The sequence below is a fragment of the Marvinbryantia sp. genome (genome assembly GCF_047017445.1).
In the GTDB taxonomy this organism is placed as follows: domain Bacteria; phylum Bacillota; class Clostridia; order Lachnospirales; family Lachnospiraceae; genus Marvinbryantia.
This window is the reverse complement of the sequence record NZ_JBKXTT010000024.1, coordinates 1-14,280: the sequence shown is the minus strand read 5'-3', so window position 1 is coordinate 14,280 and position 14,280 is coordinate 1. Positions and strand designations below refer to the sequence as shown.

At 53.2% G+C, this 14,280-nt stretch carries 14 protein-coding genes; 2 read left to right on the top strand and 12 right to left on the bottom strand.

The features are described 5' to 3' along the window. Nucleotide 1 precedes the first annotated feature (1 nt). The 5 genes from lon to ACLU9Q_RS18690 all read right to left on the bottom strand — a co-directional run bounded on the left by lon (nt 2) and on the right by ACLU9Q_RS18690 (nt 6,381). Nucleotides 2-2,350 carry an endopeptidase La gene (gene lon / locus ACLU9Q_RS18710; RefSeq protein WP_296839377.1) on the bottom strand — a complete coding sequence of 783 codons (2,349 nt, stop codon included), beginning with the start codon at nt 2,348-2,350 and terminating at the stop codon, nt 2-4. Between the two features lie 35 nt (nt 2,351-2,385). Then, the gene (clpX, locus tag ACLU9Q_RS18705; RefSeq protein ID WP_296839375.1) at nt 2,386-3,684 is read right to left on the bottom strand and encodes an ATP-dependent Clp protease ATP-binding subunit ClpX; all 1,299 of its coding nucleotides are present in this window, start codon (nt 3,682-3,684) and stop codon (nt 2,386-2,388) included. A gap of 83 nt (nt 3,685-3,767) precedes the next feature. Beyond that, complete coding sequence (gene clpP / locus ACLU9Q_RS18700; protein WP_296839372.1) at nt 3,768-4,352, bottom strand: ATP-dependent Clp endopeptidase proteolytic subunit ClpP; 585 nt, start codon at nt 4,350-4,352, stop codon at nt 3,768-3,770. An 80-nt stretch (nt 4,353-4,432) separates the two neighbouring features. Further along, a complete protein-coding gene (gene tig / locus ACLU9Q_RS18695; RefSeq protein WP_296839370.1) occupies nt 4,433-5,719 on the bottom strand; it encodes a trigger factor in 1,287 nt (428 codons plus the stop codon). Between the two features lie 113 nt (nt 5,720-5,832). Beyond that, nucleotides 5,833-6,381 (bottom strand): DJ-1 family glyoxalase III, encoded by a 549-nt coding sequence (locus ACLU9Q_RS18690; protein ID WP_296839366.1) that lies wholly within the window; start codon nt 6,379-6,381, stop codon nt 5,833-5,835. A gap of 117 nt (nt 6,382-6,498) precedes the next feature. Here ACLU9Q_RS18690 and ACLU9Q_RS18685 point away from each other — a divergent pair, with 117 nt between their 5' ends. Next, the gene (locus ACLU9Q_RS18685; protein ID WP_296839363.1) at nt 6,499-6,948 is read left to right on the top strand and encodes a CYTH domain-containing protein; all 450 of its coding nucleotides are present in this window, start codon (nt 6,499-6,501) and stop codon (nt 6,946-6,948) included. A 196-nt stretch (nt 6,949-7,144) separates the two neighbouring features. Then, the gene (locus ACLU9Q_RS18680; protein ID WP_296839361.1) at nt 7,145-7,480 is read left to right on the top strand and encodes a helix-turn-helix domain-containing protein; all 336 of its coding nucleotides are present in this window, start codon (nt 7,145-7,147) and stop codon (nt 7,478-7,480) included. Here the strand turns inward: ACLU9Q_RS18680 and truA are convergent. The 7 genes from truA to ACLU9Q_RS18645 form a co-directional block, all read right to left on the bottom strand. Continuing rightward, nucleotides 7,477-8,214: a tRNA pseudouridine(38-40) synthase TruA gene (gene truA / locus ACLU9Q_RS18675; RefSeq protein WP_296839359.1), complete on the bottom strand. Its 738-nt coding sequence runs from the start codon at nt 8,212-8,214 to the stop codon at nt 7,477-7,479. The genes ACLU9Q_RS18680 and truA overlap by 4 nt on opposite strands. Nucleotides 8,215-8,217: 3 nt before the next feature. Next, nucleotides 8,218-9,024 (bottom strand): energy-coupling factor transporter transmembrane component T family protein, encoded by an 807-nt coding sequence (locus ACLU9Q_RS18670; RefSeq protein ID WP_296839353.1) that lies wholly within the window; start codon nt 9,022-9,024, stop codon nt 8,218-8,220. Beyond that, complete coding sequence (locus tag ACLU9Q_RS18665) at nt 9,021-9,878, bottom strand: energy-coupling factor transporter ATPase (RefSeq protein ID WP_296928319.1); 858 nt, start codon at nt 9,876-9,878, stop codon at nt 9,021-9,023. Before ACLU9Q_RS18665 ends, ACLU9Q_RS18670 begins: the two co-directional genes overlap by 4 nt. After that, nucleotides 9,869-10,732 (bottom strand): energy-coupling factor transporter ATPase, encoded by an 864-nt coding sequence (locus ACLU9Q_RS18660; RefSeq protein ID WP_296839788.1) that lies wholly within the window; start codon nt 10,730-10,732, stop codon nt 9,869-9,871. Before ACLU9Q_RS18660 ends, ACLU9Q_RS18665 begins: the two co-directional genes overlap by 10 nt. Before the next feature lie 86 nt (nt 10,733-10,818). Beyond that, a complete protein-coding gene (gene malQ / locus ACLU9Q_RS18655; protein ID WP_296839785.1) occupies nt 10,819-12,303 on the bottom strand; it encodes a 4-alpha-glucanotransferase in 1,485 nt (494 codons plus the stop codon). Between the two features lie 94 nt (nt 12,304-12,397). Next, entirely contained in the window at nt 12,398-13,063 is a 666-nt protein-coding gene (locus ACLU9Q_RS18650; RefSeq protein WP_006864139.1) for a methionine ABC transporter permease, read from the bottom strand. Continuing rightward, nucleotides 13,053-14,063 carry a methionine ABC transporter ATP-binding protein gene (locus tag ACLU9Q_RS18645; RefSeq protein ID WP_040785220.1) on the bottom strand — a complete coding sequence of 337 codons (1,011 nt, stop codon included), beginning with the start codon at nt 14,061-14,063 and terminating at the stop codon, nt 13,053-13,055. Before ACLU9Q_RS18645 ends, ACLU9Q_RS18650 begins: the two co-directional genes overlap by 11 nt. Between the last annotated feature and the right edge of the window lie 217 nt (nt 14,064-14,280).

The window sequence follows — 14,280 nt, the reverse complement described above, 5'->3', positions numbered from 1 at the left end:
CCTATGCTTTCTTTTTCTTCGAGGCCTTCTTCTCCGGCAGCGCCGTCACCAGCGCCCCCGGCAGAATATCCTCCATCGTATCCGCGAAGCGGATATCCAGCCCCTTCCTGATCTCTTTGGAGATTTCCTCCACGTCCGCCCTGTTCTTTGCCGGAACAAATACGGTTTTCATTCCCGCATTCTTGGCGGCGAGCAGCTTTTCTTTGAGCCCGCCGATCGGCAGCACACGTCCGCGCAGGGTGATCTCGCCGGTCATCGCGACGTCCGCGCGCACCGGAATGCCGGTAATTGCCGAGATCATTGCCGTCGCCATCGTCACGCCCGCGGAAGGTCCGTCCTTGGGAACCGCGCCCTCCGGGATGTGGATATGGATATCGTGCTTGCGGAAAAATTCCTCCGGGATATTATACTGCGCGCTGACGGAGCGTATGTAGCTGATACCCGCCTGCGCCGACTCCTTCATAACGTCGCCGATCTGTCCTGTCAGGCAGAAATCACCCTTCCCCGGCATGATATTTACTTCGATCTGCAGGGTGTCGCCGCCCACGCTCGTCCACGCAAGCCCGCGCACGATTCCGACCTCGTTGGTATCGTTCAGCTCCTGGATAGTGTAGCGCACCTTGCCGAGATATTTTTTCAGATTTTCCTCTGTCACCTTAACGGATTTTTTCTTCGTCTCCAGAATCTCGCGCGCCGCCTTCCGGCAGATATCGCCGAGCTTCCGCTCCAGATTTCGCACGCCGGCTTCCCGCGTATAGCCGGAAATCACCTTGCGCAGCGCCTGATCTGTAATAGAGATCTGCTCTGCTGTCAGTCCATTGTGCTCCATCTGCTTGCTCCAGAGGTGCTCTTTTGCAATGTGAAATTTCTCATTTTCCGTGTAGCTGGTGATCTCAATGACCTCCATGCGGTCCAGGAGCGGGCGCGGGATCGTCTGCACATCGTTTGCGGTGGCAATAAACAATACCTCCGACAGATCCAGCGGAATTTCCACATAATGATCGCGGAATTTACTGTTCTGCTCGGAATCCAGCACTTCCAGCATCGCCGAGGAGGTATCCCCCTTATAATCGCTGCTGAGCTTGTCGATCTCATCCAGCAGCATCAGCGGATTCTTCACTCCTGCCATTTTCAGACCGTTGGCGATGCGTCCGGGCATCGCTCCGATGTAGGTGCGGCGGTGTCCGCGGATCTCCGCCTCGTCGCGCACGCCGCCAAGGCTGATGCGCACATATTTTTTATCAAGCGCCCGCGCGATCGACTTTGCGATCGACGTCTTTCCTGTTCCGGGCGGTCCCACCAGGCAGAGGATCGGGCTGTCGCCCTTTTTCGTCAGCGTGCGGACTGCCAGAAACTCCAGCACACGCTCCTTCACCTTCTCAAGGCCGTAATGATCGGCTTCCAGGATCTCACGCGCCCGGACGATATCGCGATTGTCGCGCGAAACCTTGTCCCACGGCATCTCCAGAAGTGTCTCGATATAGCCGCGGATCACCGGACTTTCCCCGGAATTCATGCCGACGTTGCGGTATCGCTCGATTTCTTTTTTGATTTTTTCCTTCACCGACGCCGATGCCTTCAGCTTGGACAGCTCTTCCAGAAAGGTATCCGCCTCGTTTATATTATCCTCTTTTAATTCCTCGCGGATGAGCTTCATCTGCTCGCGCATAAAATATTCGCGCTGGTTTTTGTCGATGCGCTGCTTCACCTTCTCCTGCAGTTCCTGGCGGAGCTGCAGAATGTCAATTTCCTTGCCCATAATAGTAAGCAGCAGCTCGCAGCGCTCCTGCAGATCGGCAGCCTCCAGCACCCGCTGCTTCGTCTCATAATAAAGTGGCAAATTCATAGCAATCTGTCCGGCCGCCTTCTCCAGATCACGGATTTCGGAAATCTGATGGATCAGCTCCTTGCTCATCTTGCCATTGATGCGGCAGTAAACCTCAAACGATTCTTTCAGAGAGCGCAGCAGCGCCTCCCGCGTCGTCTCGTCCAGCGGCTCCTCGTCTGTATAAATCGCGACATCAGCCTCCAGAAAGCCCTCCTCTTCCATCAGATCGGTCAGCTCCCCGCGCTGCACGCCCTCTGCGAGCACCCGCAGGATATTTTTCGGCATCTTCACCACCTGCTTGATCTCCACGATCGTGCCCACGCGGTACAGATCCTCCATCACCGGATCCTCCGTCTCCACGCTCCGCTGTGCAACAACAAACAACCGCTGCTCCTTCAGCATCGCCTGTTCTACCGCTTTAATAGATTTCTTCCGGCTGATGTCGAAATGAACGATCATTGCCGGAAGAATCGTCATTCCCCGCAGCGCCACTGCGGGGATGTTCTTTATCATTTCTGTCATGCTTTTCTCCTATGCAAACGTATATGTTCCTTGCATCAGGCAGATTCCGGCGTCATAACCACTTTCTTCTTCGTATTATATACCGGAATCAGTCTCTCCTCACTGTGGATCAGCTTCGGTTCTCCTTTTCCTTCCACAAGGTCTTTCGTGATCGTACACTCTGTAATCGTCTCGTCGGACGGGATAGTGTACATCAGCTCCTGCATGGAACGCTCCATCACCGCACGCAGACCGCGCGCGCCCGTCTTGCGCTCCATAGAGAGCTTCGCGATCGCGTCAACCGCATCGTCCTCAAATTCAAGCTTCACGCCGTCCAGCTCAAACAGCTTCTTATACTGCTTGATGATAGAGTTTTTCGGCTCCTTTAAGATGCGCACCAGCGCTTCCTCATCCAGCGCGTCCAGCGAAACGACCACCGGCACACGTCCGATAAACTCCGGGATCATGCCATATTTCACAAAATCCTGCGGAACGACCTCCTTCAGGACCTCGCCCACATTCTTCTGTGCCTTGTCAGACAGGGTGCGTCCAAAGCCGATCGTCTTTGTGTTCATTCTCGTCTCGATGATCTTATCGATGCCTTCAAACGCGCCGCCGCAGATAAACAAAATATCCGTGGTGTCGATCTGGATCAGCTCCTGCTGCGGATGCTTTCTTCCGCCCTGCGGCGGAACGCTCGCGATCGTCCCCTCCAGTATTTTCAATAACGCCTGCTGCACACCCTCGCCCGATACATCCCTCGTGATGGAGGCATTCTCCGATTTGCGGGTGATCTTGTCGATCTCATCAATGTAGATGATGCCGTGCTGCGCACGCTCAATATCGTAATCGGCAGCCTGGATGATCTTCAGCAGAATGTTTTCCACGTCCTCACCCACGTACCCGGCTTCCGTCAGCGTCGTCGCATCCGCGATCGCAAACGGCACGTTCAAAAGGCGTGCCAGCGTCTGCGCCAGATACGTTTTTCCGGAGCCGGTCGGTCCAAGCATCAGAATGTTGCTTTTCTGCAGCTCCACGCCCAGATCCTTGCCTGCCAGTATTCTTTTATAATGATTGTAAACCGCTACCGCCAGCGCTTTTTTGGCATTGTCCTGTCCGATCACGTAATCGTCCAGCACCGCCTTGATTTCCTCCGGCTTCAGCAGATTGATTTCTTCCGTTCCCTCCTGCGCATATTCCTCCGCAAGCTCTTCCTCTATAATTTCACTGCAGATCTCCACGCAGTCGTCGCAGATAAAGACGCCGCCCGGCCCTGCAATTAATTTTCTTACCTGATCTTCACTCTTGTTGCAGAAAGAACATCTTACTTTCTGCTCCCCTAACCTTCCTGCCATATATTCCACCTCATATAAATCGTTATATACAATAAGACTCCCACAGGCTGCCGCCTGGCAGCCCGCTGCAGGAGTCTTGTTATTTACTGTCTGTTTGCGATCACCGCGTCGATCAGACCGTATGCCTTCGCTTCTTCGGCAGTCATATAATTATCGCGCTCAGTATCCGCCTCGATCACGTCGATCGGCTGCCCGGTATTGGCTGCCAGATACTCGTTCAAACGCTTTCTGCTCTTTAAAATCTCCTCCGCCACGATCTTGATATCACTGGCCTGCCCCTTGGCGCCGCCGGACGGCTGATGGATCATGATCTGCGCGTTCGGGAGCGCAAAGCGCTTGCCCTTGGCACCGCCCGCAAGCAGGAATGCTCCCATGCTCGCCGCCATGCCCATGCAGATCGTCGAGACATCGCATTTGATATACTGCATCGTGTCGTAAATTGCCCAGCCCGCACTCACAGAACCGCCCGGACTGTTGATATAGAGCTGGATATCCTTCCCGGGATCCTCCGACTCCAGGAACAGAAGCTGCGCAACGATCAGATTCGCGCTGACGTCCGTCACTTCCTCGCCGAGGAAGATGATGCGGTCCTTCAGCAGTCTGGAGTAAATATCGTAAGAACGCTCGCCCCTGCTGGTCTGCTCGATTACATAAGGTACAAAACTCATAGTCCTGCCTCCTTTACTTTTCAAAAAACTGATGCCTTCGGATTTTTCCGCGCTCATGCTCTCAAAATCCGGAAAAACACCTAGACCTCCACAGCAGAATCGCGAAGGAAGTTTACTGCCTCCTGGATGCCAAGGTCGTTCTTCATCTGAGCGACGCCCGCTTCTCCAAGCAGCTCTTTTACCTTGTCTGCTTCCATCTTGTAGGTCTCTGCCATCTTGTTGATTTCTTCTTCTACTTTTTCATCGCTGATCTCGAAGCTCTCTGCTTTTGCGATCGCTTCCAGAACCAGGCTGTTCTTAATGCGCTTTTCCGCTTCCGGACGCATCTGGTCAAGCAGCTTGTCGGCGGTCATACCGGTAAACTGCAGATACTGCTCCAGAGAGATGCCCTGTGACTGGATTCTTCTTGCAAAGTCGTCCGCCATCTGTCTTACCTGGTTGTCGATCATAGCAGCCGGGATATCCATCTGCGCATTTTCCACAGCCTTCTCCAATGCAGCCGTTTCCTTTGCGTTCTTAGCCTCTGTCTCCTTCTTCTCTGTCAGTCTCTTCTTAATATCTTCCTTATATTCTGCAAGCGTATCAAACTCGGAAACATCCTGTGCGAAATCGTCGTCCGCCTCCGGAAGCTCCTTCACCTTGATCTCATTCACCTTGCATTTGAACACAGCCGCCTTGCCAGCCAGCTCTTTTGCATGGTACTCCTCCGGGAAAGTTACATTTACATCCAGCTCCTTGCCGATCTCTGCGCCGACAAGCTGCTCCTCAAAGCCCGGAATAAAGCTGCCGCTGCCGATAACAAGATCATAGTTTTCCGCCTTGCCTCCCTCAAACGGAACGCCATCCACGGAGCCGTCGAAATCAAGCTTGATGCTGTCGCCGTTTGCAACCGCACGATCGTCCACGTCGATCATTCTGGAGTTTTTCTCGCGCTCTTTATCTACTTCTGCGTCAATCTCTTCGTCTGTTACTGTGAGGTCTGCCTTCGGCACCTCAAGTCCCTTGTACTCGCCAAGCGTTACCTCCGGCTTTACCGCTACCTCTGCAGTAAAAATGAACGGCTGTCCCTTTTCGATCTGTGTCACCTCGATCTTCGGCTGGGATACCAGCTCCAGATCGCACTCCGCCACTTCTCTGTCATATGCGGACGGAATGATCTCATTGGCCGCATCTTCGTAGAAAATAGCTGCGCCATACATTTTTTCAATCATCTGACGCGGCGCTTTGCCCCTGCGAAAGCCCGGAATGTTGATTCTTCCTTTGTTCTTTACATAAGCGCTCTGCATTGCCTTCTCAAATTCATCCGCGCTCACTTCGATGGTAAGCTTCACCATATTGTGCTCTAAGTTCTCTACTTTCAAACTCATCTTGGATAGTTCCTCCTTAATATACATTCATTCGATTGAAATGGGCGCACGTTCCCATATTCACAGTCATTGTATGATAATAGCACACATTTTCGAAAAAGGCTAGTATTTTTTTAACGATAAACAATCGCTTTTGCCAGATTTTCCGCTTTTTCCGCTCCGAAAAGCCGTTTTACCAGCTCCAGGGAGAAGTCGATTGCCGTCCCCATGCCGCGGCTGGTCGTCACGTTGCCGTCTGTGACAACGCTGCATGCCCGCACATCAGCACCCGCAAGACGCTCCTCAAAGCCCGGATAGCAGACTGCTTTTTTGCCCTTCAGGATCCTGAGGTCCCCAAGCACGCTCGGCGCCGCGCAGATCGCCGCAATACCGCCGCCCGCCTCATTCACTTTCAGCAGCAGCTCTGTCAGCCCTTTATGCGCTCCGAGATGCTTCGTCCCCGGCATACCGCCCGGCAGCACCAGAATCGCCGCATCTGAGTAATCCGTCTCCTCAAACAGCGCGTCCGCCTCCAGCCGGATATTATGCGAACCGCAAACCTTCTTTGTCCCGTTAATGGAAACCGTCGTCACCTCCGCACCCGCACGGCGCAGCAGATCCACCACTGTCAGTCCCTCGATTTCCTCAAATCCATCCGCAAGAAACACATATACTTTAGTCATAATCGGACACTCCTTTCACCTTGACACCATTTTTTTCCTTTGCTAAAATTATTTCAAAGATATTGTATATCATCTGCTGTTTATCGTCAAGATATAGTAGAACATAAGGAGGATGAAATGGAAATCGAACGAAAATTTCTGATAAAGGAGCTGCCGGGCGACCTTGCACAATACCCCTTTCACATCATCGAGCAGGGGTATCTCTGCACCGAACCGGTGATGCGCATCCGCCGGCAGGATAACGACTATATATTCACCTACAAGGGCGCGGGTATGATGTGCCGCGAGGAGTACAATCTGCCGCTGAATGAGACGGCATACCTTCATTTAAAAGAAAAGGTGGATGGAAATTTCATCTCCAAAAAACGCTATGTGATTCCTGTCGAAAACGGTCTCAAAATTGAGCTTGACATTTTTGAAGCGCCGTTTGCGCCGCTCGTTCTTGCCGAGGTGGAGTTTCCGGATGAGGAAACCGCGAACGCTTTTCTGCCGCCCGCCTGGTTCGGCGAGGACGTCACCTTCGACGGAAGATATCATAATAGCTATCTAAGTACAATGCAACTGTAACATACCCCGCAGCAGTAACGCAAAATCCGTTACTGTTCACGTCGTTCACAGTAACATTCGCAAATCCATTTAAAATTCGCTCCGCGAATGGGATTTGCTCACACCTGTGTCACTTTCTTACGGACTTTGCAGTGAATGCAAAGTCCTGACCTGAACAGTAACCAAAACCCACTGTCTGCGGAAGGGGGAACGAGTTATGAATGAAAGTTTAGGAACAAAGCTGCACCTTTTACGTGATGACCGTCATCTGACGCAGGAACAGTTCAGCGCTCTGCTCCACATCGAACGTGCCGCTTACTCAAATTATGAAACGGACAGGCGCATTCCGTCTTTCGAAACACTTCTGCTGATCGCTGATTTCTACCGGGTGCCCGTGGAATATCTGATCCGCCCGGATTACGCAGAAATAACACACCCGATCCAACACCCTCCGGAATGGTTATTTCAGAATTTCGGTCTGATGGATGAGGCGATCCAGGAAACTATGATCGCATTTGCAGGATTTCATCTGGCGGCAAAAGGGATCTACTAAACATATTTGATTTCAAGCAGCGTCAGCCCCTGCGGCGGCGCTGTTTCGCCTGCTGCCTGCCTGTCCTTTGCCGCGAGCAGCTCCTGCATATATTCCGGCTCGTAGTAGCCGCTTCCCACACGCAAAACCGTTCCCACGATGATGCGCACCATGTTGTACAGAAATCCGTTTCCGCAGATGCGGATGGTGATCATATCGCCGTCCTTTTCTATATCCGCCGAGTAAATAGTGCGGACAGTGTTTTCCACCTCTTCCTTGTGCGTACAGAGACTCTTAAAATCATGCTCTCCGACCAAAAAGCCAAGCGCCCGGCGCATTTTTTCCACATCCAGCGGATAATAATAAAACAATGAGTAAAGCCGTCTGGTCGGGTCAGGGAATCTGCGGTTTAAAATGCGATACTCATAGGTTTTCACCGTATTGCAGAAGCGCGGATGAAAATCAGCCGCCACCTCGCAGGAATCCTGGATGCGGATGTCCTGCGGCAGTCTTGTATTCATCGCGTAGGAAATCTTCTCCGCCGGCATCCTCGCCGATGTATCAAACACCGCCACGTTTCCGAGCGCATGGACCCCTGCGTCTGTCCGGCTTGCTCCGATCACTTTGATCGGCTCTTTTAAAAGCTCCGACAGATGCCGATTCAGCACACTCTCTATAGTGACGGCGTTTGGCTGGATCTGCCAGCCGCTGTAATTGGTTCCATCGTATGCAACGATCAGCTTTACTCTCTTCATTTTCTAAAACCCTGCAATCCTCTTCGCCGCGTACATCGCCAGAAGATACAGCACCATCGCAAGATAAGCCATATGGTCGCGCTTCTGGTACTTCAGCGGTTTCATTTTTGTGCGTCCCTCGCCGCCGTGATAGCCGCGCGCCTCCATCGCCATCGCCAGATCGTTTGCACGGCGAAAGGCGGAAATAAACAGCGGCACCAGAAGCGGCACCATGCTTTTTGCCTTCTGGATCAGCCCGCCGCTCTCAAAATCCGCACCGCGCGCCATCTGTGCCTTCATGATCTTGTCCGTCTCCTCCAGAAGGATCGGGATAAAGCGCAGTGCGATCGACATCATCATCGCCACCTCATGCACCGGCACATGCAGCTTATTTAAGGGGCGCAGTCCTTTTTCCATGCCGTCCGTAAGCTGGTTCGGCGTCGTGGTAAGCGTCATCACCGAGGAGCCGATGATAAGGTACGTAAGACGGATCGCCATAAACGCCGCCTGCTTCACACCCTCCTGCGTGATCGTCAGCCTCCATATTTTAACAAGCGGTGTGCCCGGCGTCAGGAACATATTAAAGACCACTGTGATCATCAGCAGGATCATAATGGACTTTAAGCCCTTTACCATAAACCCAAAGGGTACCTTCGAAGCCCTGATGACAGCCGCCAGGCAGATCGTCGCCACCACGTAAGCCGCAAAGGAGCGGAACAGGAACAGTGAGAAGATAAAGACCAGCGTACCCACCAGCTTCGTGCGCGGGTCGAGCCGGTGGATCACGGAATCCGCCGGATAATATTGCCCGATTGTAATATCTCTGATCATAATTTCACCTGCCCCATGCACGCCAGAATGGACGCGCGCGCCTCCTCAACGGTCATCGCGCCCGTATCCACCTGCATTCCGCGTTTTTTCAGCTCCTGCATCACATATGTCACCTGCGGCGCTGCCAGACCGATCTGCTCCAGCTCCTGATAATGTTCAAACACCTTTCGCGGCTCGTCGTCGAAGCGCACATGCCCTTTTTGCATAACAATAATGCGCTCCACATATTTCGCGATATCCTCCATGCTGTGCGAGACAAGCACAACCGTAATGCCCCGCTCCTCGTGAAGCTGTGCGATCTGGTCGAGAATGTTGTCGCGCCCGCGCGGGTCAAGCCCCGCCGTCGGCTCGTCGAGGATCAGCACCTCCGGCTTCATCGCCAGGATACCGGCGATCGCCGCGCGCCGCTTCTGCCCGCCCGACAGCTCAAACGGGGACTTCTTATAGTATTTCTCTTTTAAGCCAACCTGCCGCAGCGCCTCGTACGCACGCGCCTCCACCTCGTCTTTGGGCAGACCAAGGTTCTTCGGGCCAAAGCACACGTCAGTGAACACGTCCACCTCGAAAAGCTGATATTCCGGGTACTGGAACACCAGACCGACCTTGCTGCGCAGCTCCTTCATGGAAAAGCCTTCGGCATAAATGTTCTCTCCATTATAATAGATCGTACCGCTCGTCGCCCGCACAAGTCCGTTCAGATGCTGGATGAGCGTTGATTTTCCGGAGCCGGTGTGCCCGATGATGCCAATAAACTGTCCGGCCGGCAGCTCCAGATTGATATCAGTGAGCGCCTGCTTTTCGTAGGCGGTTCCCTGGCTGTATATATAATTCAAATGCTCTATCTTTATCGACATTCCTGCCCCGCCTTTCCAAGCGCGTCCGCAAGCTCCGTAATCGTCAGAATCCCCTCCGGGATGTTAAGACCGCTCTTTCGCAATTCATGTGCGAGCATTGTCACCTGCGGCACATCCAGCCGGTGCTCCTTCAGCTCCTCTACTCTGGAAAACACCTCGCGCGGCGTCCCCTGCATCAGGATTTTTCCCTGATCCATCACGATCACGCGATCTGCCTCGACCACCTCTTCCATATAATGTGTGATAAGAATGATCGTGATGCCCTTTTCACGGTTAAGCTTTTGCGCCGCCCTGATAACTTCCTTTCTTCCGACCGGATCGAGCATAGCAGTCGGCTCGTCAAGCACGATGCATTTCGGCTCCATCGCCACTACGCCGGCGATCGCCACGCGCTGCTTCTGTCCGCCCGACAGGCGATTCGGCGAGTGAGCGCGGTACTCCCACATGCCGACGGTCTTCAGGCTGTTTTCCACACGTTCGATGATCTCCTCTGTCGGAACGCCCATATTTTCCGGTCCAAAGGCAACATCCTCATCCACCACAGTGCCGATGATCTGGTTGTCCGGGTTCTGGAACACCATTCCCGCCGTCTGGCGTATCTCCTCCAGCTTGTCCATATCCTTCGTATCCATGCCGTCCACAAAGACCGAACCCTCGCTCGGCAATAGAATCGCGTTTAAATGCTTCGCCAGCGTGGATTTCCCGGAGCCGTTGTGCCCCAGGATCGCGATAAACTGCCCCGGCGCCACGTCAAGGTCAACGCCGTCCACCGCCCGGTAGACGGATTCCACGCTGCCGTCCTCCCCGATCTTCTGATAATCATGCGAAAGCTTTTTTGCCTCGATAATTCCCATTTTCCGTCTTTATTCCCTTCCCGCTGTTCACTGCGTTCACAGCGCTCTCGCAAATCCATTTAAAATTCGCTTCGCGAATGGGTTTTCTACAGTCTGCAGCTCAGTTTTGTTATGTGATAAATTTCCTTTGTCAGCGCTTTTGTGATATCGCCTTTTTTCAGACGCCACTTCCAGTTTTCGCCCAGTGTGGACGGGAAATTCATGCGCGCTTCTTTTCCAAAGCCAAGATAGTCCTGGATCGGGATGATGCAGGTATCCGCAACGCTCAGCATCGCAAGGCGGATGAAATCCCAGCGCACCTCCTCGTGCGGCGTGCGTTTATTGTTCATGTAATCCTGCACAAAGGCAAGCTCCTTGCCCTTCAGGCCGTCGTACCACTGCATCAGTGTTTCGTTGTCGTGCGTGCCGGTGTATACCACACAGTTTTTGTCATAGTTGTGGGGCAGATGATCGCTGAGCCCGTCAACATCAAATGCGAAGCCAAGCACCTTCATATTCGGATAGCCGCTCTCCTTCACCAGCTTACGCACGGAATCCGTCATGAGCCCAAGGTCCTCCGCAATGACATCCTTTTTGCCCAGCTTCCTCTCCAGCGTGCGGAACAGATCCATGCCCGGTCCCTTCTCCCACTTGCCGTCGGTGGCGTCCTTCGCGCCATAGGGGATGGAGAAGTATTCGTCAAAGCCTCTGAAATGGTCGATACGCACCACGTCATAAAGCTCGTAGCAGTGCTTCATGCGGCGCGTCCACCAGTCATAGTCCTGGTTCTTGTGAACATCCCAGCGGTACAGCGGATTGCCCCAGAGCTGTCCCGTCTCGGAGAATGCATCGGGTGGGCAGCCTGCCACTGCCTTCGGCTTGCCGGTCTCATCCATCTGAAACAGTCCCGGATGCGCCCACACATCGGCGCTGTCCAGCGCCACATAGATCGGAATATCCCCGATGATGCGGATGCCCTGCTCGTTGGCGTATTTTTTCAGTTTTTTCCAGTGCTGCATGAATTTATACTGAAGATACTCATAAAATTCGATTTCTTCCGCATATTCCCTGTAATAATAGTCCAGAGCATTTCCCCAGCGCAGACGGATATCCTCCGCCCATTCCAGCCAGGAAGCGCCGTCAAAGCACTTTTTCACTGCCATGAATAATGCATAGTCTTTCAGCCATGATTGATTTTCATCCACAAATTTCAGGAAATCCGCGTCCTTGCCGATCTCACTGCGCTCATACGCCTTTCTCAGCAGCGCAAGGCGCTTGTCGTAGAGCTGACCGTAATCGACATAGCGCGGCTCCTGCCCGCAATCCGCCTTTCTGCACTCCGCTTTCGTGAGCACGCCCTCCTCGATCAGCGCCTCCAGGTCGATAAAATAAGGATTCCCCGCGAACGTGGAAAACGACTGGTAGGGCGAGTCCCCGTAGCTGGTCGGTCCCAGCGGCAGGATCTGCCAGTAGGTCTGCCCCGCCTCTACCAGAAAATCAACAAAATCATATGCGCTCTTTGAAAACATTCCGATCCCGTAGGGGGACGGAAGACTGCTCACCGGCAGTAAAATTCCACTTGCTCTCTTCACTTTTCTCTTTCTCACTTTCTTAACGTTCGTAAATTTATATTCCTGCCCAAACCGATACTATGTCTTCCTTCGCAGACACGCTGCCCTTTGCTGCTCATTCCACCCGTCTGCGGTCGACTGCTCTCGAAATGGACATTCCGACCATCTGGAATACCTGCGCCAGCACGACCAGGAGCACAACTGTGATAAGAAGGATGTTCGGTCTCCAGCGGTTGTAGCCGTAACGGACGGCAATGTCTCCAAGTCCGCCGCCTCCGCAGGCGCCCGCCATCGCGGAGTATCCCAGGATCGTATTTGTGGCGATGGTAGCGTTGACGATCAGCGAGGTGCGCGCCTCTGTCAGCAGCACCTTGAAAATAATCGTCCAGGTGCTCGCGCCCATGCTCTGCGCCGCCTCGATCACACCGTGATCCACCTCTTTTAAGGATGATTCCACCATTCTTGCGATGTACGGTCCTGCTGCGATCGTCAGCGGAACGATGGTTGCCGTCGCTCCGTAGCTCTTTCCGAGCAGAAATCTTGTGAACGGCTGCACAAGGATCAGCAGGATCAGGAACGGGATGCTGCGGAATATATTTGAGATCACGTCCAGGACCTTATAGACAGCCGCATTCGGGCGAATGCCGTCCCTGCCCGTGACCGTCAGTGCGATCCCCATCGGCAGTCCGATCAGATAGCCGAAAAATACGGAAGCCAGCACCATCCAGAGTGTTCCGCCGATTCCTTCAACAATCATCATAATTTCTTTTTCAGTCAACATAACCTTCCAGCTCCTCCACCGTTAATCTTGCGCTCTTTAAATATGCGATCATCTTGCGCCCAAGCTCCTCGTCCTCCGGAAGCTGCAGAACCATCTCGCCCTTTGCCACGCCATCCAGATCCCTTGTGTTGGCATAGAGAATGTTCACCGGCGACTTAAACGCCAGCACCATATTACCGATCACCGGCTCGAAGGACGAATTTTCCGAGAATACAATGCGCACGCAGCGTTTGCCCTTCATCTCCGCTACCTTCTCATAGCCCTGGTAGATCAGGCGCTTCGCCTCGCGCGATTTCGGCGCAAGGAAGATTTCCTCCACTGTGCCGTGCTCCGCCAGATTTCCCTGGTCGATGATAGCGACGTGCGTACAGATTTCCTGTACGACCGCCATCTCATGCGTGATGACAACGATCGTAATTCCGTACTTCTGATTGATCTCCTTCAAAAGCTGCAGAATAGATTTTGTGGTCTGCGGGTCGAGCGCGCTGGTCGCCTCGTCGCAGAGCAAAATCTTCGGATCAGAGGCGAGCACGCGGGCGATCGCCACACGCTGCTTCTGTCCGCCGGAAAGCTGCACCGGGTATGCCTTCGCCTTTTCCGCAAGCCCGACGATTTCCAGATACTCCATCGCCTTTTTGCGCGCCTGCGCCCTGCTCATCCCGGCGATCTCCAGCGGAAAGCAGACATTATCAATGACGCTGCGCTGCATGAGCAGATTGAAATGCTGGAAGATCATTCCGATATCCTTGCGCGCCTCACGCAGTTCTTTTTCTGAGAGCTTTGCAAGATCTTTTCCATTTACCGTCACCGTCCCGGCTGTCGGACGCTCCAGGAAATTTAAACACCGCACAAGCGTGCTCTTTCCCGCGCCGGACATGCCGATGATGCCGTAAATGTCGCCTTTATAGATATCCAGGCTGACGTCCCGCAGAGCGTGAACGTCCATCTCCTTCAGCTTAAATTCTTTTTCCAGATGTTCGATTTTGATAATCGGTTCCATATGTTCCTCCATCCCTCTCCCCATGATACCGGATTGCTGCGCACTCCACAAATATGTTTGAGTATAGCGCAAAAACAGGGCTGATGCAAGATAGAATTCCTGCTCAGCCCCATAAATCATCTTCTGCCTGTTATGATAGCGTCGCCGCGTTACTGTTCACGTCCAATGTCATTTAGTTAAACAAGACATGTTAGAGAATCCCTGCCATAAAACAGCC